The organism is Arenimonas donghaensis DSM 18148 = HO3-R19 (assembly GCF_000743535.1).
GTDB classification, from domain to species: domain Bacteria; phylum Pseudomonadota; class Gammaproteobacteria; order Xanthomonadales; family Xanthomonadaceae; genus Arenimonas; species Arenimonas donghaensis.
In genome coordinates, this window is sequence record NZ_AVCJ01000007.1 from 14757 (window position 1) to 37916 (window position 23160).

Annotated in this window: 19 protein-coding genes and 1 pseudogene; 9 read left to right on the plus strand and 11 right to left on the minus strand. The window is 68.1% G+C overall.

Annotation, left to right across the window (positions count from 1 at the left end):
• Positions 1-30: 30 nt before the first annotated feature.
• Positions 31-1164 carry a PilT/PilU family type 4a pilus ATPase gene (locus N788_RS05045; protein ID WP_034221866.1) on the plus strand — a complete coding sequence of 378 codons (1134 nt, stop codon included), beginning with the start codon at positions 31-33 and terminating at the stop codon, positions 1162-1164.
• A gap of 9 nt (positions 1165-1173) precedes the next feature.
• Here N788_RS05045 and maiA read toward each other — a convergent pair whose 3' ends face one another.
• From maiA to hppD, 5 genes are all read right to left on the minus strand, one after another.
• Entirely contained in the window at positions 1174-1842 is a 669-nt protein-coding gene (maiA, locus tag N788_RS05050) for a maleylacetoacetate isomerase (RefSeq protein ID WP_034221868.1), read from the minus strand.
• Positions 1843-1987: 145 nt separating this feature from the next.
• Positions 1988-2983: a fumarylacetoacetate hydrolase family protein gene (locus N788_RS05055; RefSeq protein WP_034221871.1), complete on the minus strand. Its 996-nt coding sequence runs from the start codon at positions 2981-2983 to the stop codon at positions 1988-1990.
• Between the two features lie 28 nt (positions 2984-3011).
• Entirely contained in the window at positions 3012-3635 is a 624-nt protein-coding gene (locus N788_RS05060) for a hypothetical protein (protein ID WP_051924380.1), read from the minus strand.
• A complete protein-coding gene (gene hmgA / locus N788_RS05065) occupies positions 3635-4930 on the minus strand; it encodes a homogentisate 1,2-dioxygenase (protein WP_034221874.1) in 1296 nt (431 codons plus the stop codon). The genes N788_RS05060 and hmgA overlap by 1 nt, the downstream gene beginning before the upstream one ends.
• 19 nt (positions 4931-4949) lie before the next feature.
• Complete coding sequence (hppD, locus tag N788_RS05070) at positions 4950-6035, minus strand: 4-hydroxyphenylpyruvate dioxygenase (RefSeq protein ID WP_034221876.1); 1086 nt, start codon at positions 6033-6035, stop codon at positions 4950-4952.
• Positions 6036-6118: 83 nt separating this feature from the next.
• Between hppD and N788_RS05075 the strand changes: the two genes are divergently transcribed.
• Together N788_RS05075 and N788_RS05080 are read left to right on the plus strand one after the other, a co-directional pair.
• The gene (locus tag N788_RS05075; RefSeq protein ID WP_034221878.1) at positions 6119-6568 is read left to right on the plus strand and encodes a MarR family winged helix-turn-helix transcriptional regulator; all 450 of its coding nucleotides are present in this window, start codon (positions 6119-6121) and stop codon (positions 6566-6568) included.
• A 14-nt stretch (positions 6569-6582) separates the two neighbouring features.
• A complete protein-coding gene (locus N788_RS05080) occupies positions 6583-7836 on the plus strand; it encodes a threonine synthase (protein WP_152560381.1) in 1254 nt (417 codons plus the stop codon).
• Between the two features lie 123 nt (positions 7837-7959).
• Here the strand turns inward: N788_RS05080 and N788_RS05085 are convergent, their stop codons facing one another.
• The 3 genes from N788_RS05085 to N788_RS05095 all read right to left on the minus strand — a co-directional run bounded on the left by N788_RS05085 (position 7960) and on the right by N788_RS05095 (position 12186).
• On the minus strand, positions 7960-9576 hold the full coding sequence (locus tag N788_RS05085; protein ID WP_034221879.1) for a peptide MFS transporter: 1617 nt from the start codon (positions 9574-9576) through the stop codon (positions 7960-7962).
• 98 nt (positions 9577-9674) lie between these two features.
• A complete protein-coding gene (locus tag N788_RS05090; RefSeq protein ID WP_034221881.1) occupies positions 9675-11258 on the minus strand; it encodes an AbgT family transporter in 1584 nt (527 codons plus the stop codon).
• 61 nt (positions 11259-11319) lie between these two features.
• Positions 11320-12186: a tryptophan 2,3-dioxygenase gene (locus tag N788_RS05095; protein ID WP_034221884.1), complete on the minus strand. Its 867-nt coding sequence runs from the start codon at positions 12184-12186 to the stop codon at positions 11320-11322.
• A gap of 131 nt (positions 12187-12317) precedes the next feature.
• Here N788_RS05095 and N788_RS13795 point away from each other — a divergent pair, with 131 nt between their 5' ends.
• The 5 genes from N788_RS13795 to N788_RS05120 all read left to right on the plus strand — a co-directional run bounded on the left by N788_RS13795 (position 12318) and on the right by N788_RS05120 (position 20350).
• Positions 12318-16397: a DUF11 domain-containing protein gene (locus N788_RS13795; RefSeq protein WP_051924381.1), complete on the plus strand. Its 4080-nt coding sequence runs from the start codon at positions 12318-12320 to the stop codon at positions 16395-16397.
• A gap of 116 nt (positions 16398-16513) precedes the next feature.
• Complete coding sequence (gene pdhA / locus N788_RS05105; protein WP_034221887.1) at positions 16514-17587, plus strand: pyruvate dehydrogenase (acetyl-transferring) E1 component subunit alpha; 1074 nt, start codon at positions 16514-16516, stop codon at positions 17585-17587.
• 1 nt (position 17588) lies between these two features.
• Positions 17589-18569, plus strand: coding sequence for an alpha-ketoacid dehydrogenase subunit beta (locus tag N788_RS05110; protein ID WP_034221890.1), 981 nt, complete (start codon positions 17589-17591; stop codon positions 18567-18569).
• A gap of 9 nt (positions 18570-18578) precedes the next feature.
• Entirely contained in the window at positions 18579-19961 is a 1383-nt protein-coding gene (locus N788_RS05115; RefSeq protein ID WP_034221893.1) for a dihydrolipoamide acetyltransferase family protein, read from the plus strand.
• A complete protein-coding gene (locus tag N788_RS05120) occupies positions 19961-20350 on the plus strand; it encodes a VOC family protein (protein WP_034221896.1) in 390 nt (129 codons plus the stop codon). The genes N788_RS05115 and N788_RS05120 overlap by 1 nt, the downstream gene beginning before the upstream one ends.
• A 12-nt stretch (positions 20351-20362) precedes the next feature.
• Here N788_RS05120 and N788_RS05125 read toward each other — a convergent pair whose 3' ends face one another.
• Both N788_RS05125 and N788_RS05130 read right to left on the minus strand, forming a co-directional pair.
• Positions 20363-20683: a hypothetical protein gene (locus N788_RS05125; protein WP_338022627.1), complete on the minus strand. Its 321-nt coding sequence runs from the start codon at positions 20681-20683 to the stop codon at positions 20363-20365.
• A gap of 137 nt (positions 20684-20820) precedes the next feature.
• Positions 20821-22005 (minus strand): annotated as a pseudogene (locus N788_RS05130) (tryptophan--tRNA ligase); the annotation flags it as partial.
• A gap of 104 nt (positions 22006-22109) precedes the next feature.
• Here N788_RS05130 and N788_RS05135 point away from each other — a divergent pair.
• Positions 22110-22895 carry a hypothetical protein gene (locus N788_RS05135; protein ID WP_034221901.1) on the plus strand — a complete coding sequence of 262 codons (786 nt, stop codon included), beginning with the start codon at positions 22110-22112 and terminating at the stop codon, positions 22893-22895.
• A 64-nt stretch (positions 22896-22959) separates the two neighbouring features.
• Here N788_RS05135 and N788_RS05140 read toward each other — a convergent pair whose 3' ends face one another.
• Positions 22960-23100, minus strand: a complete 141-nt coding sequence (locus N788_RS05140; RefSeq protein ID WP_034221905.1) for an entericidin A/B family lipoprotein — start codon at positions 23098-23100, stop codon at positions 22960-22962.
• Positions 23101-23160 lie beyond the last annotated feature (60 nt).

The following is a 23160-nucleotide window of genomic DNA, read 5'->3' on the forward strand; positions in this document are numbered from 1 at the left end:
GACCGAACCAGGGGATCCAAGGATACTGACATGGACATCGGCTATTTCCTGAAGCTGATGACGGAAAAGAACGCGTCGGACATGTTCCTGACCACCGGCGCGCCCGTCTACATCAAGGTCGAAGGCAAGCTCTACCCGCTTGGCAATACCGGCCTGCCCGCCGGCATGGTCAAGAAGATCGCCTATTCACTCATGGACGAGGGCCAGGTCCCGGCCTTCGAGCGTGACCTGGAATTCAACATGGCGATCGCGGTCAAGGACACCGGGCGCTTCCGCGTCAACGTGTTCAAGCAGCGCGGCGAAGTGGGCATGGTGATCCGTGCGATCAAGTCCGAGATCCCGGGCATCGACCAGCTCAAGCTGCCGCCGGTGCTCAAGGACATCGTCATGGAGCAGCGTGGCCTGGTGCTCGTGGTCGGCTCGACCGGCTCGGGCAAGTCCACCACCCTGGCGGCGATGATCGACCACCGCAACGCCAGCACGACCGGTCACATCCTCACCATCGAGGATCCGATCGAGTTCCTGCACAAGCACAAGAAGTCCATCGTCAACCAGCGCGAAGTCGGCCTGGACACCCACGCCTTCCACAACGCGCTCAAGAACGCCATGCGCGAGGCGCCGGACGTTATCCTGATCGGCGAGATCCTTGATGCCGTGACCATGGAATCGGCCATCGCCTTCGCCGAGACCGGCCACCTGTGCATGGCCACCCTGCACTCGAACAACGCCGACCAGACCCTGGACCGCATCCTGAACTTCTTCCCGGAGTCGGCCCACAAGAACGTGCTGATGAACCTGGCCCTGAACCTCAAGGCGATCATCAGCCAGCGCCTGGTGGTCGGCAAGGACGGCAAGCGCCTGCCGGCGGCCGAGATCCTGATCAACACCCCGATGATCCGCGACCTCATCCGCCGCGGCGAGGTGCACGAGATCAAGGAAGCGATGGACAAGTCGCTGCAGGAAGGCATGCAGACCTTCGACCAGTCCCTGTTCCGCATGTACAAGGAAGGCAAGGTCGAACTGGAGGAGGCGCTGCGCAAGGCCGACTCCCGCGACGGCCTGGCCCTGAAGATCCGGCTTTCGGAAGGCGCCACGGGCGAACACGACCCCTATGCCGACATGTACGGCGGCGGCGGTCCCGGCAGCGAAACCCAGGGCTACTGAGGTCCCGGCTCAGCCGCCGGGCGGCGCGTCCGGCTGCTTTTCCGGCCGGGCCGCGTCGAACGCGTCCATCGAAAGGCACTCGGCCGTGATCCGGCGGATCGTCCGGTAGGGCGCCATGTCCACGCCGAATCGTTCGGCGTTGAAGACCTGCGGCACCAGGCAGCAATCGGCCATCGTCGGCACGTCGCCGTCGCAGAAGGCACCGGTGGACGGGTTGTCGCACAGGGTGTCCTCGAGCGCGTCGAAGCCCACCTTGATCCAGTGCCTGACCCAGGCCTCGCGCTCGGGCAGCGGCACGTTCCAGGTGTTCTCGAAAAACTGCAGCACGCGCAGGTTGTTGAGCGGGTGCATGTCGCAGGCAATCATGTGGGCGAGGGCGCGCACGCGCTGGCGGTCGCGGGCCGTGGCCGGCATCAGCGGCGGCGTCGGCCAGGTTTCGTCCAGGTACTCCATGATCGCCATCGACTGGCGCAGGATGCGGTTGCCGTGCAGAAGCACGGGCACCAGTTCCTGCGGGTTGAGGTCGCTCAGGGGCGGTTTGTGCTGTTCGCCGCCATCGCGCACCAGGTGCACCGGCACGGTCTCGAAGGGCATGCCCTTGAGGTTGAGTGCGATGCGCACGCGGTAGGCGGCGCTGGAGCGCCAGTACGAGTACAGCCGGATCGAGCCCGCGTTCATGGCGATTGCTCCCCTCCCCTCCTGCCTGGCCCAAGCATACGCCCGGCCGGCCTCCTGTGCGTAGGAGCGCCTTCAGGCGCGAATCTGTTCTTTGCCGGAGGCAAAGTCAAAAGATTCGCGCCTGAAGGCGCTCCTACAGTAATCTTCAGGCCTTCTGGATGCGCTGCTCGATGGCTCCGAAAATGCTGCGGCCATCCTTGTCGTTCATCTCGATGCGCACGGTGTCGCCGAAGGCCATGAATGGCGTGCTGGGCTTGCCGTCGCGCAGGGCCTCGACCGTACGCTGCTCGGCGAAGCAGCTGGCGCCCAGCGAGGTGTCCTCGTTGGCGACCGTGCCCGAGCCGACGATGGTGCCCGCCGACAGCGGCCGGGTCCTGGCGGCATGGGCGACCAGCTGGCTGAAGTCGAACTGCATGTCGACGCCGGCCTCGGGTGCGCCGAACCACTTGCCGTTGACGTGGGTCAGCAGCGGCAGGTGCAGCTTGTTGTCCTTCCAGGCGTCGCCCAGTTCGTCGGGCGTGACGAATACCGGGCTGAGCGCCGAACGCGGCTTGGACTGCAGGAAGCCAAAACCCTTGGCCAGTTCGCCCGGGATCAGGTTGCGCAGCGATACGTCGTTGACCAGGCCGACCAGCTGGATATGACCTGCGGCTTCGGCCGGGGACGCGCCCTGGGGCACGTCGTCGGTCACCACCACGATCTCGGCCTCGAGGTCGATGCCGTGGGCCTCGTCGGCCACCAGCACCGGATCGCGCGGGCCGTAGAAGCCGGCGCTGACCGCCTGGTACATCAGCGGGTCGGTGTAGAAGCTCTCGGGCACCTCGGCGCCGCGGGCCTTGCGCACGCGCGCCACGTGCGGCAGGTAGGCGCTGCCGTCGACGAACTCGTAGGCGCGCGGCAGCGGCGACGCCAGCTGGGTGAAGTCCACCGCGAACACCGGTTCGCCGTTCACGGTGTCCGGCGTGCCCGCTTCCAGCGCCTCATAGACGGCATTGAGCCGCGGCGCCAGGTTGGACCAGTCTTCCAGCGCCCGCTGCATCGTCGGCGCGATGCCGGTCGCCTTGACGGCGCGCGCCAGGTCGCGCGACACCACGATCAGCGTGCCGTCGCGGCCGCCTTCCTTGAGTGAACCCAGTTTCATTCCGTTACTCCTGTTGTCCCGGCGCAGCTCAGCTGCAGCCTTCCACGTAAAGAACTTGCGGCAGCTGGCCCATGCGCCAGCCGGTGATCGTGCCCGCCGGGTCGACTTCGAAAACCAGGCGGGTCTCGCCGTCCCCTTCGGGCGACACCACCAGGTAGCGACCGCCTTGGACGTACTTGTGCGGCATCTGTTCGACGCGCCCGGCGAAGGCCGCGACGACGTCGTCCGCCGATGCGCCGACCGTGAAGTCGCCCGGGGCCGCGAACCGGTCCGAGGCGACGTCGTAACGACGAAAGCCGCCTTCTTCCATCATGAAGGCCACGTCGTAGCCATCGGGCGGCACCGGATCGGGCATCAGGTAATAGCAGCTGGCGCCTTCGCCGGGCGGCATCGCATCCAGCGGATGACCCCAGGCGATGCGGACCTGTTCTTCATCGGCACCGAAGACCGCGGGCCCGAAGCCGCCAAAGTGCACGACCTCGGGGTCGTGGCGGACCACATGCGCGACGGCGGCCGCGGATGCGCTAACCGGCGCCGGGGTGGCTTCGACCGGCTCCGGCGGCGGCACCGCCGGCAGCGTCGGGGCGGGTTCGGCGCAGGCCAGCAGCGCAAGCGCCAGGGCGCCCGGCAGGATCGAACGCATCAGGCGCATCAGCGCTTCTCCGGATTGAAATGTTTTGCCAGGCCCTGCCAGCAGGCCTGGTAGTCGCGCTGGCGGTGGCCGGCGTCCAGGGCCTGGGCGGCGGGCCGGATGACCTGGCGCGATTCGAACATGAAGGCCATGGTGCCGGTGATGACGTCGGGCTTGGACAGGTCGGCGTTGGAGGCCTTCTCGAACGTCGCCGCATCGGGGCCGTGGCCGGTCATCGCATTGTGCAGCGAACAGCCGCCCGGCACGAAGCCTTCTGCCTTGGCGTCGTAGGCACCGTGCACCAGGCCCATGAACTCGCTGGCGATGTTGCGGTGGAACCAGGGCGGCCGGAAGGTGTCCTGGGCCACCAGCCAGCGCGGCGGGAAGATCACGAAGTCGATGTTGCTGGTGCCCTCGGTGTCGCTGGGCGAATGCAGCACCAGGAAGATCGACGGATCCGGATGGTCGTAGCTGATCGAGCCGATGGTGTTGAAGCGGCGCAGGTCGTATTTGCACGGCGCGTAGTTGCCGTGCCAGGCGACGACGTCCAGCGGGCTGTGGCCGATGTGCGCGCGCCACAGGCTGCCCTGGAACTTGGCCACCAGCTCGAAGTCGCCCTCGCGGTCTTCCCAGGCCGCCACCGGCGCCAGGAAATCGCGCGGGTTGGCCAGGCCGTTGCTGCCGATCGGCCCCAGGTCGGGCAGCCGGAACATGGCGCCGAAGTTTTCGCAGACGTAACCACGGGCCGCGCCGTCGGGCAGCGAAATGCTGATGCGCAGGCCGCGCGGGATCAGTGCGATTTCCTGCGGCTCGACCTCGAGCACGCCCAGCTCGGTGGCGATGCGCAGCCGGCCCTGCTGGGGCACGATCAGCAGCTCGCCATCGGCGTCGTAGAAATAGCGGCCGTCCATGTTCTTGTTGGCCGCGTACAGGTGCACGCCCATGCCGGTGCCGGCCCGGCAGCCGCCGTTGCCGGCCATGGTGAACAGGCCGTCGAGCCAGTCGGTCGGCGCCGAGGGCATCGGCAGCGGGCTCCAGCGCAGCTGGTCGGGGGTGACCGGACCCTGGCCGAAGTCGTTGTGGAAGCCGGCGTGGGCCAGCTCGGCGAACGGACCGTGCATCGCCGCCGGCCGGATCCGGTACAGCCAGCTGCGCCGGTTGCTGGCGCGCGGCGCGGTGAACGCCGTGCCGCTCACCTGCTCCGCATAAAGGCCATAAGGCGCCTTCTGCGGCGAGTTGCGCCCGACCGGCAGGGCGCCCGGCATGGCTTCCGTCGCGAACTCGTTTCCAAACCCACTCTGGTAGCTCAGGCTCATGGCGCCGTTCCCGTCCTGGTCAGAGCACGCCGCGGCGCATCTGGTCGCGTTCGATGGATTCGAACAGGGCCTGGAAGTTGCCCTCGCCGAAACCTTCGTTGCCCTTGCGCTGGATGATCTCGAAGAAGATCGGCCCGAACGCGTTCTGGGTGAAGATCTGCAGCAGCTTGCGCTGCTTGGTCTCTGGGTCGGCGTCGATCAGGATGCTGTTCTGGCGCAGGCGGGCGACGTCTTCGCCGTGTTCCGGGATGCGCTGGTCGATCACGTCGAAGTAGGTGTCCGGGGTCTCCAGGAACTTGACCCCCGCCTTGTGCATGGCTTCCACCGAGCTGTAGATGTCGTCGGTGAACAGCGCGATGTGCTGGATGCCCTCGCCCTTGTACTCGCGCAGGTATTCGTTGATCTGGCTCTTCTCGTCGCTCGACTCGTTGAGCGGGATGCGCACCACGCCGTCGGGCGCGGTCATCGCCTTCGACAGCAGGCCGGTCTTGGCTCCCTTGATGTCGAAGTAGCGGATCTCGCGGAAGTTGAACAGCTTCTCGTAGTAGTCCGACCACTTCTGCATGTTGCCCATGAACAGGTTGTGGGTCAGGTGGTCGATGAAGGTCAGGCCAAACCCCTTGGGGTGCTGGTCCACGCCCGGGATCGGCGCGAAGTCCGCGTACAGGTCGTCGCGGCCGTCGTCGACCAGGTACAGCATGCAGTCGCCGATGCCCTTGACCACCGGCGCGTCGACGGCGCGGGTGTCGGCGCGGTGGTCCTGGCGTTCACCGCCGTTGGCCAGCACGTGCTTGAGCACTTCGCCCGAGGGCTGCTTGAAGCGGATCGCGAAACCGCAGGCCGACGGACCGTGCTGGGCCGCGAAATCCGAAGCGAAGGAGTCGGGCGACTCGTTGAGCAGGAAGTTGATGGTGCCCTGGCGGAACAGGGTGATCGGGCGGTGCTTGTGCGTGGCGACGGCCGTGAAGCCCAGGTTGCGCAGGTACTGCGCCATCGACTCGCCGCGATCGGCCGGCGCGGCGAACTCAACGAATTCGAAGCCGTTGATGCCCATCGGGTTTTCGAAGGTGGTGGGCTGCATGCCCAGGTTGGGTTGTGCGCTCATGGGAAACCTCCGGAGGACCGCTTGCATGGGGAAGACGTCCGTTATAGTTTCACTTGAAACCATTTGCAAGCTGCGGAGCCGCAATGCCTGAACGCGACATCCTGGACCTGGAGCATTTCCTGCCCTACCGGCTTTCGGTGCTTTCGAACCGGATCAGCCAGGACATCGCCCGCCTGTACGCCGACCGCTTCGGGCTGGGCGTGACCGAGTGGCGCGTGCTGGCCGTGCTGGGCCGCTACCCGGGCCTGTCGGCCAGCGAACTGGCCGAGCGCACGGCGATGGACAAGGTCGCGGTCAGCCGCGCCGTCGCCAGCCTGCTGGCCGACGGCCGCATCACCCGCGACACCCACGACGCCGACCGCCGCCGGTCGGTGCTCGAACTCTCCGACGAGGGCCAGCGGGTCTACGCCGAGGTGGCGCCGGCCGCCCTGGCCTATGAGCGCCGCCTGCTCGCCAACTTCGCCGCCGAAGACCGCGCCGCGCTGTCGCGCCTGATCGATCTGCTGGGCGACGCCGAACAAAGCACCCACTGAAGGACCGTCCCCGCATGGGCTACCTGCGCTGCCTGCAAGGCATCGGTTCGGGCATTGAGTACCCGCCCGAGCCGCCGATGAACCTCGACCCGGCCGACGGCCGGCCGGTGCAGATGGTCCTGGACCTCGAGCGCCTGGCGCGAGAGAAACCCGGCGCCGCCTGGTACGACCCTGGCCGCCGCGACATGTGGCGTTTCGGCGCACTGATGCCGCTGGACATCGCCGACCCGGCCGATGCCGCCCACGTCGTCGCACTGGGCGAAGGCCACACGCCCCTGCTCGACTACGGCGACCACCCGGTCGCCGCGGCCGCCGGGCTGAAGCTGCAGGTCAAGGACGAAGGCCAGGCGCACCCCGGCTTCGGCGCCAATCCGACCGGCAGCTTCAAGGACCGCGGCATGGCCATGGTGGTGGCGATGGCCCGTCGCGCCGGGCTGCAGCGCCTGGCCGTGCCGACCCAGGGCAATGCCGGCGATTCGCTGGTGCGTTATGGCCTGGCCGGCGGACTGCAGGTCGTGGTGGCGATGCCCGACGACACGCCCATGCCCATCCTCGGCCAGGTGGCCGCGATGGCCCACCTGTACCCGGACCGGATCCGGCTCGAACTGGTGAAGGGCACGATCCGCGAGGCCGCCGCGAAGCTCAAGGCGGACTACTGGCCCCAGGGCTGGTTCAACTGCGCCACGTTCCAGGAACCGGGCTGGCGCATCGAGGGCAAGAAGACCCTGGGCCTGGAAATGGCCGAGCCACCGCCGGGCGAAAGCCGCTGGTCCCTGCCCGACGCCATCGTCTATCCCACCGGCGGCGGCACCGGCGTGCTGGGCATGTGGAAGGCCTTCGACGAGCTCGAGGCCCTGGGCCTGGTCGATTCACGCCGGCCGAAGATGATCTGCGTGCAGTCGGAAGTCACCACGCCGCTGGTGCGCGCCTTCGACGCGGGCGCGGACGACACCCAGGCCTTGCCGCAAACCGGGCCGACGCTCTGCACCGGCCTGAACGTGCCGGCCGGCGTCGGCCAGTTCCGGGTGCTGCAGATCATCCGCGCCAGCGGCGGTGCCGCGGTCGCCGTGGCCGAAGCCGATACCGCCCGCGAACTGGCCACGGTCTGGCGCGAGCGCCGGCACTGGTTCTCCCCCGAAGGCGCGGCCTGCCTGGCGGCGCTGCCCCAGCTGCTCGACCGCGGGCTGCTGCGCAAAGGCGAACGCATCGTCGCCGTCAACACGGGCTCGCTTGAAAAGTACCTGCCGGCGCTGCGCCACCTGCTCTGAGCCGGGCGCCATGCCCCAAAAAAGAACGGGTGCGGTTCCCGTGGGGAATCCGCACCCGTTCCTGGCCTGTTGCCGCCGGTCCGCCTGAGCCTGGATACAGACTCACGGCGGGCCGGCCGGACCTCAGGGCTTGCGTTCCCCGCGCGTGTCGGGACCGGTCGCGGCCGGCTCGCCGATCGCCCCCTCGCCCGCCAGCGCGTGGTCGACGCGCCCGATCAGCTCCTCGTGCATCAGGCGGCGGACCAGCGGCGCGATAACCATCACCGCCACGCCCACGCCAATGGCCACCCAGCCAATCTGCGTGTACACCTCGACCACCTGGTCGGTGCTGCCTTCTTCGGCGCCGCTGGCGGTTGCGCTTGCGATCAGGCCGCCGATGAAGTTGCCGGCGGCGCTGGCCAGGAACCACGTGCCCATGATCAGCCCGGCCATCCGTGCCGGCGCCAGCTTGGTCATGGCCGACAGGCCGACCGGCGACAGGCACAGCTCGCCCATCGTGTGCAGCAGGTAGACCAGGAAGATGAAGATCACCGGCGTCAGGCCACTGCCGCTGGCGGCCACGCCCGCGACGAGCACGAGGAAGCCCGCGCCCAGCTGCACCAGCCCGAGTCCGAATTTGGCGGGCGTCGAGGGCTCGAGGTTGCGCCTTGCCAGGATCAGCCAGAGCCAGGCGAACACCGGCGCCAGGAGGATGATGTAGATCGAGTTCAGGGACTGGAACATGCCCGGGGGCACTTCCCACCCGAACAGCGTGCGATCGACATGGCGATCGGTGAAGACGTTGAGCGACGAACCCGCCTGCTCGAACAAAGCCCAGAACAGCGGCTGCAACGCGATCAGGAAAAGTGCGGCCAGGATGCGGTGGCGTTCGATGCGATCAAGTTTGATCACCGCCGTGACGATGATGTAGATCAGCACGCCCAGGCCGAACAGCCCGAGCAGCCAGCCCACCAGCGACTGGTACTGCACCATGAACCAGACCACGACGACGCCAAGCAGGCCGGACAGGTAGACCCGCCATTCCAGCGACACGCCCCCGACCTTCTCGGCGAGCCGTTCGGGATTGGGCGCTTCGCCACGACCCATCAGCGCCGGCCGACCCCATATGAACACGATCAGGCCAAGCAGCATGCCTACGCCGGCTGCGCCGAAGCCCCAGTTCCAGCCCCAGACGGCACCCAGGTAGCCCACGAGGAGCGAGCCGAACGCCGCACCCACGTTGATGCCCATGTAGAAGATCGTGAACGCCGGGTCGCGACGGATGTCGCCTTCGCCATAGAGCTGGCCGACCATCACCGAGATGCTGGACTTGAGGAAGCCCACGCCCATGATGATGAAGGCCAGGGCAAGCCAGAAGAGGTTGATGAACAGACCGCCCTGCATGTCCGCCGCGGCGAGCTCGGGGTACTGCGCGGGGCCGGGCCCCTCGAACGCCATCAGTCCGTGGCCGATCACCAGCAGGATCGCGCCGAACTGCACGGCCCGCCGCTGACCCAGGTAACGGTCGGCCAGGTAACCGCCGATCACCGGCGTGATGTACACCAGCGCGGTGTAGGCACCGTAGATGACGTACGCCTTCTCCTCCGAAAACAGCCAGTGCTGCATGAGGTAGAAGATGAGGATGGCGCGCATGCCGTAATAGGAGAAGCGCTCCCACATCTCGGCGAAGAACAGCACGTACAGGCCGCGCGGGTGGCCGAGAAAGGTCTTGGCCTCGGCAATATTGGGTTGAGTGGCCACTGGCTTGCTTACTCCCCTGGGTAATCAAAATGAAACAAGGCGCGAAGGTGTAACCGCTGGGGGCCGGCGGCGTCAAACCGCGCCGGCCCCGTTCAGTTTCAGCCGCCTGCCGGGTAGGTGAAGCTCGAGCCTACGCCCAACGGGATGCCCAGGGCCCAGAAGCCGATCAGGAATGCCGTCCAGACGATCAGCAGCGTGATCGAATACGGCAGCATCAATGCCAGCAGGGTGCCGACGCCGGCGCCCTTCACATATTTCTGGCAGAACACCACGATCAGCGGGAAGTACGGCAGCAGCGGCGTGATGATGTTGGTCGAGCTGTCGCCGACGCGATAGGCCGCCTGGGTCAGGTCCGGCGAGACGCCCAGCTGCATCAGCATCGGCACCATGATCGCGCCGATCAGCGCCCACTTGGCCGAGGCCGAACCGACCATCAGGTTCACGAAACCCGACAGCAGCACGATGCCCACCAGCGTCAGCGCCATTGGCAGGCCCATCGCCTGCAGCAGGTTGGCGCCCTTGATCGCCATCAGCACGCCCAGGTTGGACTGGCCGAAGGCGTAGATGAACTGCGCCGCGAAGAAGGCCATCACGATGTAGTAGCCCATGCCCGACATCGCCTTGGCCATGCCGGCGATGATGTCGCGGTGGCTCTTCACCGTGCCCGAGACATAGCCGTACACCGCGCCCGGGATCAGGAAGAAGATGAAGATAAGCGCCACGATAGAGCGCATCAGCGGCGCCGTGAACGCCAGCAGCGGATGCGTGCCCGGGGCCAGCGTGGCCGGGTCGGCGCCCCAGGACGTGTCGGCGGGCAGCAGGGTCAGCACGAACAGTCCCACCGCGATCAGCATCGCCACCATGGCCCAGACCAGGCCTTTGCGCTCTTCGGGCTTGAGCGGGCTCATCTTGGGCATTTCGCTGGTGTCACCGTCCACCGGCGTGGCCGTCAGGCGCGGCTCGATCACCTTGTCGGTGAGGAACCAGCCCACCAGCATGATCAGCACGGTCGAGCTGGTGGTGAAGAAGTAGTTGTTGAGCGGATTGACCTCGTAGGCCGGGTCGATCAGCTGCGCGGCCGCCTGGGTCAGGCCGGCGAGCAGCGGGTCGAGGCTGGACGGCACGATGAAGGTGGCCGAGAAGCCGCCCGAGACGCCCGCGAAGGCCGCCGCGATGCCCGCCAGCGGGTGCCGGCCGGCGGCGTAGAAGATCACCGCGCCCAGCGGGATCACCAGCACGTAGCCAGCGTCCACGGCGACATGGCTGAGCACGCCGACGCCGATCAGGGCCGGGGTCAGCAGCGACTTCGGGGTGACGCTCAGCATCGCCCGCAGCGCCGCGTTGATGAAGCCGGTGTGCTCGGCCACGCCCAGGCCCAGCATCGCCACCAGCACCACGCCCAGGGGCGCGAAGGTGACGAAGGTATTGACCATGCTCGCCATGAAGGCGGTCAGGCTGGTGCCGCTGAGCAGGTTGACGATCTCGACCGGATTGCCGCTGCGCGGGTCGATCTCGGCGAAGGCCATGTTCGACATCAGCGCCGACACCGCCCAGGTGACCAGCATCAAAATGAGGAACAGCACCGCCGGGTCGGGCAGCTTGTTGCCGACGCGCTCGACCAGGTCGAGGCTGCGGGCGATCCAGCCGCGCTTGGCGATATCGGGCGGGGTGGCTTGGCTCATGGTGGCTCCGGGCAAGGGACGGACAAGGTCCGGAGAGTAGCAGCCCGCCCCGCCGGATGCCTCAGCCCGGCTGGCCCAGCACCGTGCGTACTTCGAAGAGCTCGGGGAAGAAGGTCAGTTCAAGCGCTTGCTTGAGAAAGCCGACCCCGGAGCTGCCGCCGGTGCCCCGGCGGTAGCCGATGATGCGCTCGACGGTCTTCATGTGGCGGAAGCGCCAGAACTGGAAACTGGCCTCGACGTCCACCAGCTGCTCGCAGGTGGCGTAGGCCTCCCAGTGGGTGTCGGTGTCTTCGTAGATGGCCTTGAACACCGGCACCAGGGCCGGCTCGCGTTCGTGCGGCCTCGACCAGTCGCGCTCAACGCAGCCGGCCGGGATGGCATAGCCCTTGCGGTGCAGGTGGCGCAGAAATTCGTCGTAGAGGCTCGGCGCATTCAGCACGGCCTCGAGCTCGGCGGTGGCCACGGGGTCGTGCGAGAACACTTTCACCATGTCGGCGTTCTTGTTGCCGAGCAGGAACTCGACCAGCCGGTATTGCAGCGACTGGAAGCCCGAGGCCGGACCCAGGATGTCCCGGAACTGCAGGTAGTCGGCGGGGGTGAGGGTCTCGAGCACCGACCACATTTCGGTGAGCTGGCGCTGGATCTGCTTCACCCTGGCCAGGATCTTCTGCATCGGCCCCAGTTCATCGCCCTGCAGGCAGGCCAAGGCGGCCCGGAGTTCGTGGATCAGCAGCTTCAGCCACAGCTCGGAGACGTGGTGCTGGACGATGAACAGCATCTCGTCGTGATGTGGCGGATCCGACAGCGGCTTCTGGGCCGACAGCAGGGTATCGAGCTGCAGGTAACCGCCGTAGGTGAGGCGGTCCTTGAGGTCGGTGGTGATGCCCTGTTCGAGGGCGCGCTGGTTCGGGGGCTGGGACACGGGCATTCCCGGGGATTTGCTGTGGTGCACAAGGGTAGCCGGCCCGGGCCGTAACACCAAAGCAATATGAAACCCGCTACCATTCCGGCGCCAGGGCCGGCCATCGGCCTTTTGCGTCTTTTTCAGGGGAAAACCATATGAAGCTTGCGCCGCACGTGCCCGTGCTGCTCGCCCTGTGCCTGTCGGCCGGGGTGGCCTCGGCCCAGGTGTCCCTCACCGGACCCGCCTATACCCAGGATTTCGACAGCCTCGCCAATAGCGGCAGCGGCCACACCGCCCTTCCGGCGGGCTGGCTGCTCAGCGAATCAGGCACCAACGCCAACGGTCAGTACCAGGCCGGCAACGGCAGCGGCAATTCCGGCGACAGCTACAGTTTCGGCGCGACCGGAAGCAGCGAACGCGCCCTGGGCGGCCTGCTCAGCGGCTCGCTGAACCCGACCTTCGGCGCCTGCTTCACCAACAACGTCGGCAATACCGTCACCGCCCTGGACATCGCCTACACCGGCGAGCAGTGGCGCAGCGGCACCGCCGGTCGCATCGACACCATCAACTTCCAGTACAGCCTCGACGCGACCGGCCTGGCCGACGGCAGCTGGATCGACGTGGATGCGCTGGACTTCAACTCGCCCAACACCGTGGGCACCGGCGCCAAGGACGGCAACGACGCCGCCAACCGCGCCGCGGTCGCCAGCCAGATCGCCGGACTGGCCATCGCCAATGGCAGCGGTTTCTGCATCCGTTGGACCGACTTCAACGCCTCCGGTTCCGACGACGGCCTGGCGGTGGACGGTTTTTCGCTGACGCCGGTGTTCCAGCCGCCGGGCGCCGACCTGTCGGTGGGCGTGTCGGTGGACAACAATCCGGCCACGGCCGGCGGCACCATCCAGGTCCGCACGCGGATCGAGAACCTCTCGGCCATCGACAGCGCGCCCTACACACTCCGGCAGGACAACCTCGGCGAACTTACTTACGCCAGCGGGGAGATCGGATCCATCGTCGGCGACTATCGCGCCGGCTGCAGCATCTCGACACCCAGTAACGTCCTGAGCTGCAGCGCGGCCACCGGGGCCGGGCCCAACTCGGGCTACACCGTCACGCTCGGCTTCAACATCGCCGCCGGCGCGGTCGGCCCCCTTGTCTTCGACGCCGGCTTCACCGCGTCCGAGGGTGACACCGTGCCCGGCAACGACCGTGATGTCCTGGTCGTGCCGCTGGCGGGCCAGTCTTCGGACATCGCCGTCAGCCTGGCCGACAGCGTCGACCCGGCCGTGCCCGGCAGCAGCCTCACCTACACCGCCACGGTCACCAACAACGGTCCGGGCCGCACCTATGGCATGAGCCTGAGCCTGCCGCTGCCGGCCAATACGACCTACGTCAGCTCCACCTTCGACCCCGCCCTGTTCGACGCCTGCGACGTGCAGGCCGGCGTGCTCGAGTGCACCGGCGCCCAGTTCGTCAGCAGCGGCGCCAGCGGCAACGTGACCCTGGAAGTGCTGGTGGATGCCGGCTTCCTGGGCAACCTGTCCACGACGGCGACCGCCGGTTCGCTGGTGCCCGACCTGGTGCCGGCCAACAACAGCGACACCGAAACCACCCTGGTCGAAATTCCGCGCGTCGCGATCCACACCGTCCAGGGCGCGGGCACCCAGTCGGCGCTGCTCGGAAGCCTGGTCGAAGTCGAGGGCATCGTCACCGCCCAGCGCTTCAACAATGGCTTCTTCCTGCAGACCGTGCCGGGCCAGGAAGACGGCAATCCGGCGACGTCCGAAGGCATCCTGGTGTTCACCGGTTCCGCGCCGCCGGCGTCGGCCGCCGTGGGCAACCGCGTGCTGGTCACGGGTACGGTCGAGGAGTACCGCTCGTCGTCCAACCCGCACCAGGGTTTCGTCACCGAACTGATCAACCCGACGATTTCGGTCGTCAGCAGCGGCAATGCGCTGCCGGCCGCGGTGGAGATCACCGCGGCGATGATGGATCCCTCGTTGCCGGTCGAGACGCTTGAATACCTCGAAGGCATGCGCGTCTCCGTCGGCCGCCTGGTGGCCACCGCGCCGACCGAAGGCAGCATCGACGAAAACGACGCCCTGGCCTTCCCGAACGGCACCTTCTGGGGCGTGGTCGAAGGCATCGAGCGCCCGTTCCGCGAGCAAGGCGTCGGCGTACAGGACCAGTCCCCGCCGCTGCCCGCCAATACCCCGCGTTTCGACACCAACCCCGAGCGCCTGCGCGTGCAGAGCCGCGGCCAGATCGGCGCCAGCCCGCTGGTGCTCGACAGCGGCGCGATCGTGACCGGCCTGGTCGGCGTGCTCGATTACGGCTTTGGCACCTACATCCTGATGCCGGACCCGGACGCACCGGTGAATGTGCAGGGTGGCTCCGGCCCCCGGCCGGTGGCGGAAGCGGACGCGTCCGAATTCACCATCGCCGGCGCCAACATGCTGCGCTTCTACGATGACGTCGACGACGCCGGCGGCGACGTGCCGCTGACCCCGGTGGCGTTCGAACGCCGGCTGGCCAAGGCGTCGCTGGCCATCTGCGACTACCTGCGCACGCCCGACATCATCGGCGTGGTGGAAATGGAAAACCTGCACGCCCTGCAGATGCTGGCCGACCGCGTCAACGCGACCTGCGCCGACGGCCCGAACTACGTGGCCTACCTGCAGGAAGGCAACGACGTCGGCAAGATCAACATCGGTTTCCTGGTGGACACCACCGAAGTCGGCCCGGGCATCCCCCGCGTGCAGGTGCTGTCGGTCACCCAGTACGGCAAGAACGCCCTGATCACCAACCCCAACGCCAGCACCTCGACCATGAACGACCGGCCGCCGCTGGTGCTGCGCGCCGTGGTCAACGCGAGCAACGGCGCCAGTGCCCCGGTGACGGTGATCGGCAACCACCTGCTGTCGCTGATCGACATCAACGACAACGACCCCGGCTCCAACGGCTACGCCAGCAACGGCCAGCGCCGCCGCGTGAAGCGGGCCGAACAGGCGGTGTTCCTGGCCAGCCTGGTCGAGCAGTTCCAGCAGGCCGACCCGGACGACCGCATCGTGCTGCTGGGCGACTTCAACGCCTTCGAGTTCAACGATGGCTACGTCGACGTGATGGGCATCATCACCGGCCGCGAGGCCGCCAACGACGCCGTGCTGGAGCATCGCGACAGCCCGGTCACGGTGCCGCTGACCAACATGACCACGGTCACCGACGCCGCCGACCGCTATTCGTACTCCTTCGAAGGCAATGCCCAGGTGCTCGACCACATCGTGGTCAACCAGGCCCTGCTGGACACGGCGCCGGTGCGCACCGACCATGCCCGCATCAACGCCGATTTCGCGGTGGACAGCTTCGGCGATGAAACCATGGCCGTGCGCATGTCCGACCACGACCCGGTGGTGCTGTACATCGGCGACGTCGCCTTCGTCAGCACCGACCTGGCGGTCAGCGCCTCCGGTCCGGCCAGCGCCATCGCCGGCGAGCCCATCCCGATGCAGGTCACGGTGAACAACCCGGGCCCGGCGTCGGCCACCGACGTCCTGGTCAGCCTGGCCTTCGACGCCGAGCTGCCCTCGCTGGGCGTGACCGCCCCGGCCGGCTTCGCCTGCGGCCCGGTCACGGTCGCCGCCGGCCAGACCACCGTCGACTGCGCCATCGCCGAAATGGCCCCGGGCAGCGCCGGCTTCGACCTGCTGGTCTCGACCGACCTGGCCACGGTGGTCCCGGCCGGCGGCCTGAGCCTGACGGCCCGGGTCGAAACCACCCGCACCGACGGCAACCCGGCCAACAACCTGGCCGTCGCCACCGTGCATCTGGTGCCGCCTTCGGCCAACCTGGCCCTGTACGTGGCGGAACTGCCCGACCCCAACCGTCCGGCGCGTGAAGGCATCGTCGGGCTGCTGGTCCGCAACAACGGTCCCAACGCCGCGCCCGGCACCTGGCTGGAGTTCACCGTGGGCACCAACGTCCAGGACGTCATCCCGCAGCCTGCGGCCGGCTGGACCTGCCACCTGGCCTCGACCAGTCGCAGCGCCCAGACCTTCCGCTGTGAATACGCCGGCGGCTACGGCGATGGCCAGGCGGACGTGGTCCGGTTCCGGGTGCAGGCACTGAGGTCCACCACGACCGCCTTCAGCGCCCGGACCGGCAGCGCCGCGAACGACCCGGTGTCGCGCAACAACAGCGTCAGCGGCAGCTTCCGGATCGGCATCGGCTCCCGGTAAGCAATACGGCACCGTAGGTGACAAAGGGCGCGGCCATGGCCGCGCCCTTTTCTTTGGCGCAGCTTGCACTGGCCCGCTGCGGGCTGCTATCAAGCCCTTCTGCCACGGAGGATCGAATGAGTACCGTCGCCACCTTCGAAATCGAATATCTTCAATACCTTGCGCCCGATGGGCGGCTGGTGCGTGAAGACCTTCCCGATTTCGCGAAAGACCGCCGCAACCTCGTCGAACTGTTCAAGCACATGCTGCTGGTGCGCACCTTCGACACCAAGTCGGTGGCCCTGCAGCGCACCGGCAAGCTCGGCACCTACGCCAGCTGCCTGGGCCACGAGGCCGCGCACATCGGCATCGGCAGCGCCATGCAATACGACGACGTGCTGGCGCCCAGCTACCGCGAATACGGCGCCCAGTTCATGCGCGGCGTGAAGCCGCGCGACGTGCTGATGTATTGGGGTGGCGACGAGCGCGGCAACGATTTCTCCGGTCCGCCCCACGACTATCCCTGGTGCGTGCCCATCGCCACCCAGTGCCTGCACGCGGCCGGCGCGGCGCTGGCCTTCAAGCTGCGCGGCGAACCGCGGGTGGCGGTCACCTGCGTCGGCGACGGCGGCAGCTCCAAGACCGACACCTACGCCGCCATCAACTCGGCCGGCGCCTATGCCCTGCCCTTCGTGCTGTGCATCATCAACAACGGCTGTGCGATCTCGGTGCCGCGCAAGGCCCAGACCGGCGCCCGGACCCTGGCCCAGAAGGGCATCGCCGGCGGCCTGGACTGCGTCCAGGTGGACGGCAATGACATCATCGCCGTGCGCGCCGCGATGGACCATGCGCTCAAGCGCGCCCGCAACGGCCACGGTGGCAGCGTGCTTGAACTGGTCACCTACCGCCTGTCCGACCACACCACGGCCGACGACGCCCGACGCTACCGCGACGACGCCGAGGTCAAGGAAGCCTGGGAGCGCGAACCGATGTCGCGCCTGCGCACGTTCCTGATTTCCGAAGGCGTCTGGAGCGAGGCCGAAGAGGCCGAGTGGAAGGAGGAATGCGGCAAGCGCGTGGACGAGGAGGTCAATGCCTACCTCGAAACCAAGGTGCAGCCAGTGGAGGCCATGTTCGACTACCTCTACGCCGAACTACCCGCCGACCTGGAAGCCCAGCGCGCCGACGCGATCAAGTGGGAGGGCCGCTGATATGGCCGCCATCACGCTGATCGAGGCGATCACCCAGGCGCTGGCCTGGGAAATGAAGCATGACGACACCGTGCTGGTGATCGGCGAAGACGTCGGCATCAACGGCGGCGTGTTCCGGGCCACCGCGGGCCTGCAGCAGACCTTCGGCGACCAGCGCGTCATCGACACCCCGCTGGACGAAACCACCATCGCCGGCCTCACCGTCGGCCTGGCCTCGCAGGGCATGAAGCCCGTGGCCGAGGCGCAGTTCGACGGCTTCATGTACCCGATGGTCGACCACATCGTCTGCCACGCGGCGCGCTTCCGCTACCGCACCCGCGGCCGGCTGACCTGCCCGATGGTGCTGCGCGTGCCCTGGGGCGGCGGCATCCGCGCGCCCGAGCACCACAGCGAGGCCAACGAGGCGATCTTCACCAACGTCCCCGGCCTGCGCGTGGTGATGCCGTCGTCACCGCAGCGCGCCTACGGCCTGCTGCTGGCCGCCATCCGCGACCCGGACCCGGTCATCTTCATGGAGCCCAAGCGCATCTACCGGCAGTACAAGGAAGAGGTGCCCGACGACGGCGAGGCGCTGCCGCTGGACGTGTGCTTCCAGCTGCGCGACGGCGACGACCTGACGCTGGTCACCTGGGGCGCACAGGTCAAGGAAACCCTGGAAGCGGCGGAGAAGCTGGCCGAGGACGGCATCAGCGCCGAGGTCATCGACGTCGCCACGCTCAAGCCGCTGGACTTCGACACCATCCGTGAATCGGTGGCCAAGACCGGCCGCTGCGTCATCGTGCACGAGGCCGCGAAGACCGCGGGCTTCGGCGCCGAGATCGCCGCGCGCCTGGCCGAGGAATCCATGTACGACCTGCTGGCGCCGGTCGAGCGCGTCACCGGCTACGACACCCACATCCCCCTGTTCCGCCTCGAGATGAAGTACCTGCCGAGCGTGGACAAGATCGTCGCCGCCGCCAAGCGCACGCTGGCGGCCGGCTGAGGACTAGCGATGAGCGAAAAGAAACTCTTCAAGCTGCCCGACCTGGGCGAAGGCCTGCCCGACGCGGAAATCGTCGAGTGGCTGGTCAAGGAAGGCGAGACCATCAAGCTCGACGAGCCGCTGGTGTCGATGGAAACCGCCAAGGCCGTGGTCGAGGTGCCCTCGCCGTTTTCCGGCAAGGTGACCCGCCTGGCCGGCAAGGCCGGCGACGTCATCGAAACCGGCAGCTGGCTGGTCGAGATCGAAATCGACCCGTCCCTGCCCCAGCGCGCCGACGCCCAGGACACGGGCCACGCCCACGGCCACAAGGGGGCCGGCAAGCCGGTCCCCAACGAAGCATCGCGCGATGACGGGGACGACCTCACCGTGGTCGCTTCGGACGAGGGCGGCGAAATCCGCGAACAGCCCGCCGGCGACGACGGGAAGAAGTCCGCCGACGCCGGCACCGTGGTCGGGGCCATGCAGAGCTCCGACGCCGTGCGCAGCGAACAGGCGGTCGCCGTCGGCGGCGTGCGCGCCATGCCTGCCGTGCGCGCCCTGGCCAGGAAACTGAAAGTCGACCTGGCGCGCGTCAGGCCCAGTGGTACCGACGGCGTGGTCACGGCCGCTGACGTGAAAAAAGCCGCGGCGGATGGCAGTGCCGCCCAGGCGCCTGGTGGCGGTCGTGCCGCGGCCGCGCAGTCGCCCGCACGATCCGCACCGGCCCCGGCTCCGTCGCCCGGCCGTCCGGCACCGGCCAGGGCCGACGCCGCGCTCGACGTGGACGAACCCATCCGCGGCGTGCGCCGCAACATGGTCCGCACGATGTCGCAGGCCCATGCCGAAGTCGTGCCGACCTCGCTGATGGACGACGCCGACATCCATGCCTGGGCGCCGGGCGAGGACATCATGGCGCGCATGATCCGTGCGATCGCCGTGGCCTCCGAGGCCGAGCCGGCGATGAACGCCTGGCTCAACGCCAAGGAGGGCACGCTGCGCCGGCATGCCCGCGTGGACGTCGGCATCGCCGTGGACTCGCCCGATGGCCTGTTCGTGGCCAACCTGCGCAATGCCGAACGCCTCGAACCGCACCAGGTGCGCCAGGCCATCAACCGCATCCGCGACGGGGTCAAGAACCGCTCGCTGCCGCCGGAAGAGCTGCGCGACTACACCATCATGCTGTCCAATTTCGGCGTCTTCGCCGGCAAGTACGCCACGCCGGTGGTGGTTCCGCCCTGCGTGGCCATCATTGGCGCCGGTCGCCTGCACCACGCGGTGGTGCCGGTGCTGGGCGGCCTGGAAACGCATCGGATCATGCCGATCTCGCTCACCTTCGACCACCGCGCCGCCACCGGCGGCGAGGCCGCGCGTTTCCTGCGCGCCCTGCTCGACGATCTCCAGCGCGCGCGCTGATGGCGCATTTTAGCCGCCTCGCCGGTTTCATCATTGACTGCGAAGGCGGCTCGTTGGGAGCGGCTGCCGATTTCTGGAGCCAGGCATTGGGTCTGCCGGTGACCGACCCCGACGAAGGCGGCCTGGACAAGTACGCCCGCCTCGACGGCACCCGGCTGGGCCTGCACATCGAGGTCCAGAAGGTGAAACACCCTTCGCGAGTGCATCTGGACGTGGAAAGCGACGACATCGAAGCCGAGGCCCGCCGCCTGGTCGCGCTGGGCGCCGTGGAAGTCTCGCGCCCGCACGATGGCCGCTGGATCGTGCTCGAAGCACCGACGGGTCACCGCTTTTGCGTGGTGCGTTCGCGCGAGCGGCTCACCCGGGCCAACGCCAATGCGTACCCCTGATCGGCCTTCGGCCTAGCCTGCCGCCGGGCGCTTGAAACGCTGCCCGCGCCACGCCCACGCTGCGGCCAGCACGATCAGGAAGGCCTTGTAGGCCAGCAGGCTGGCCAGCACCTGGCGCCAGATCGGCCCCGCTTCGATGTCCGTGGCCGCGGTTGCGAAGCCCCAGCGGCCGGCCAGGAACGCAGCCGTGAAAGCCAGCACCAGCGCAAGCAGGTCAAAGCGTCGACGCGCCGGGGATTTTTCCATCGTCCTGGGGTAGAACCAGAACAGCACGCCCAGGATCGCGAACCACGGCAGGAACAGGATCAGCGCGAGATCGGCGATGTCGGCCATCAGGCGTCCTCCTGCGCGAAGGCCGACAGCGCGGCGGTGGCCTCCGAAAGCGCCACCCCCGGGGCCAGCATGCCCACGCGGGTCTCGCCCAGCCAGAGCGCTTCGTCCTTCTGATGCAGGCCGGCGGCGCCTTCCAATTTCAGTCGCGCCACCAGCACGCCGGCCTCGCGCGGCGATTCGAAGCCGCCGCCGGTCAGCAGCTCGTCACCCGCGCCGTCGACCAGCTTGAAGTGGAAGCGGCCATCCTTTTCGCGGTACTGCTTGAACTGGGGACGTCCCGCCCTGGCGGGGCTTGCGGCCTTGGTGCCCGCCTGCTCGCGCAGGTCGCGCAAGCCCACCGCCCGGCGCAGGTCGGTCATCAGCGGCCCGGCAATGGCGCGTGCCTTCGCCGCGCCCGCCCGCAGCACGTCTTCGATGTGGTCGGGCCGCGCCATCAGGGCCTCGTATTTCTCGCGCAGCGGCGACAGCTCCTGGTCCAGGCGTTCGAACAGGGCCTGCTTGGCCTCGCCCCAGGCGATGCCCTCGGCGAAGTCACGAGCGAACTGTTCGGATTGCGCCGGCGTCGCGAACGCCTGGTGCAGCTGGAACAGCGCCGAGCCTTCCGTGTCCTTGGGCTCGCCGGGCGCGCGCGAGTCGGTGACGATGGAGAACACCAGCTTCCTTAGCATCTCGCGCGGCGCGAACAGGGGGATGGTGTTGTCGTAGCTCTTGCTCATCTTGCGACCGTCCAGGCCCGGCAGCGTCGCGACGTTTTCCTCGATGGCGGCTTCCGGCAACACGAAGTGCTCGCCGTAGAGGTGATTGAAGCGGGCGCCGAAGTCGCGGGCCATCTCGATGTGCTGCACCTGGTCGCGCCCGACCGGCACCGAGTGCGCCTTGAACATCAGGATGTCGGCAGCCATGAGCACCGGGTACATGAACAGGCCGGCGCTGATGCCGGCGTCCGGGTCTTCGCCGGCTTCGTTGTTCTTGTCCACCGCGGCCTTGTAGGCGTGCGCACGATTGAGGATGCCCTTGCCGGCGACGCAGGTCAGCAGCCAGGTCAGCTCGGGAATCTCCGGGATGTCCGACTGCCGGTAGAACCAGACCTGGTCGGGGTCGAGCCCGCAGGCCAGCCAGCTGGCGGCGATTTCCAGGGTCGAGCGCTGCACCCGGGCCGGGTCCTGCACCTTGATCAGGGCGTGGTAGTCGGCCAGGAAGAAGAAGCTCTCGGCCCCGGGCTGGCGGCTGGCGGCCACGGCCGGGCGGATGGCGCCGGCGTAGTTGCCCAGGTGCGGGGTGCCGGAGGTGGTGATGCCGGTAAGGACGCGGGTGACGGTCATGGCGTGGCGGTCTGGGAAAACCCGGCAAGTTTACCGTGTCACCGGGGCCAACCCCGTTTCGCGCCCGGGAACGTTGCATTCCCACACCGAACAAGGAGCCCGCCATGAGAACCCTGCCCACCCTTCTGCTTGCCCTGGCCGCCCTGGCCAGCCTGCCTGCCTGCGCCCGCCAGGCGCCCCTGGTCGACCTGCAGGTGCACGACCTCGAGCGCGGCCACGCCCTGCCCTGGCACCCGCATCGCGGCCGCCATTACATCGAAGGCCAGCCTGGCCACCGCTACAGCCTGGTGCTGCACAACACCAGCGGCGAGCGGGTCCTGGCGGTGGTGTCGGTCGACGGGGTCAACGTGATCAGCGGCGAAACCGCCGGCACCGGCCAGTCCGGCTACGTGCTCGGACCCTGGCAGCGCCTGGAGATCAAGGGCTGGCGCAAGAACCTGTCGGAGGTCGCCGAATTCCACTTCACCGCCCTGCAGGACAGCTACGCGGCCCGCACCGGCCGCCCCGACAATGTCGGCGTGATCGGCGTGGCGGTGTTCCGCGAACGCCAGCCGCCGGCCTGGCAGGCACCGGCGCCGATCGCCCGCTCGCGCCAGGAGGCGTCCGGCAAGCCCGGGGCGTCCGCCGATGCCGCCGCGCCGTCCGCCGGGTCGCGCCACATGCCCGAGTCGCTGGCGCGCCAGCAGGTGGGCACCGGCCATGGCGAACGACGCCGGGACGCCGCCACGGTGACCACCTTCGAACGCGCGAGCCGCTGGCCAGCGCAGCAACTCTCGCTCTACTACGACGGCAGCCAGGCGCTGGCAGCCCGCGGGATCCTTCCCCGTCACTGGCCCCTGCACGAACCGGCGCCGGAGGCCTTCCCGATCGGGTTCGCACCCGACCCGTGAATCACACGACGAAAAAAGGCCGGGCATCGCTGCCCGGCCTTCGTCCACTGGAAACACAGTGGTGTCAGTTCTTGGCTTCTTCCGCCGCTTCCTCGAGCTCGTCGCCGGCCTTGGAGACATCCTTGCCGAAGCCTTGCACGGTATTGCAGCCGGAAAGCGCGAACGCGGCCAGCAAGGCCGCCAGCATCCAACGGGTACGTGACATGGGACTCTCCTGTGGGTTGATTGCGCCCTGAGTCTATCCTTGGCCGCCCGGCTGTCAATC

Bases quoted from the DNA above. Each gene is read 5' to 3' on its own strand.
- N788_RS05045 (WP_034221866.1), top strand. From the start codon at position 31: ATGGACATCGGCTATTTCCTGAAGCTGATGACGGAAAAGAACGCGTCG.
- maiA (WP_034221868.1), bottom strand. From the start codon at position 1,842: ATGAACGCGGGCTCGATCCGGCTGTACTCGTACTGGCGCTCCAGCGCC.
- N788_RS05055 (WP_034221871.1), bottom strand. From the start codon at position 2,983: ATGAAACTGGGTTCACTCAAGGAAGGCGGCCGCGACGGCACGCTGATC.
- N788_RS05060 (WP_051924380.1), bottom strand. From the start codon at position 3,635: ATGCGCCTGATGCGTTCGATCCTGCCGGGCGCCCTGGCGCTTGCGCTG.
- hmgA (WP_034221874.1), bottom strand. From the start codon at position 4,930: ATGAGCCTGAGCTACCAGAGTGGGTTTGGAAACGAGTTCGCGACGGAA.
- hppD (WP_034221876.1), bottom strand. From the start codon at position 6,035: ATGAGCGCACAACCCAACCTGGGCATGCAGCCCACCACCTTCGAAAAC.
- N788_RS05075 (WP_034221878.1), top strand. From the start codon at position 6,119: ATGCCTGAACGCGACATCCTGGACCTGGAGCATTTCCTGCCCTACCGG.
- N788_RS05080 (WP_152560381.1), top strand. From the start codon at position 6,583: ATGGGCTACCTGCGCTGCCTGCAAGGCATCGGTTCGGGCATTGAGTAC.
- N788_RS05090 (WP_034221881.1), bottom strand. From the start codon at position 11,258: ATGAGCCAAGCCACCCCGCCCGATATCGCCAAGCGCGGCTGGATCGCC.
- N788_RS05095 (WP_034221884.1), bottom strand. From the start codon at position 12,186: ATGCCCGTGTCCCAGCCCCCGAACCAGCGCGCCCTCGAACAGGGCATC.
- N788_RS13795 (WP_051924381.1), top strand. From the start codon at position 12,318: ATGAAGCTTGCGCCGCACGTGCCCGTGCTGCTCGCCCTGTGCCTGTCG.
- pdhA (WP_034221887.1), top strand. From the start codon at position 16,514: ATGAGTACCGTCGCCACCTTCGAAATCGAATATCTTCAATACCTTGCG.
- N788_RS05110 (WP_034221890.1), top strand. From the start codon at position 17,589: ATGGCCGCCATCACGCTGATCGAGGCGATCACCCAGGCGCTGGCCTGG.
- N788_RS05115 (WP_034221893.1), top strand. From the start codon at position 18,579: ATGAGCGAAAAGAAACTCTTCAAGCTGCCCGACCTGGGCGAAGGCCTG.
- N788_RS05120 (WP_034221896.1), top strand. From the start codon at position 19,961: ATGGCGCATTTTAGCCGCCTCGCCGGTTTCATCATTGACTGCGAAGGC.
- N788_RS05125 (WP_338022627.1), bottom strand. From the start codon at position 20,683: ATGGCCGACATCGCCGATCTCGCGCTGATCCTGTTCCTGCCGTGGTTC.
- N788_RS05135 (WP_034221901.1), top strand. From the start codon at position 22,110: ATGAGAACCCTGCCCACCCTTCTGCTTGCCCTGGCCGCCCTGGCCAGC.
- N788_RS05140 (WP_034221905.1), bottom strand. From the start codon at position 23,100: ATGTCACGTACCCGTTGGATGCTGGCGGCCTTGCTGGCCGCGTTCGCG.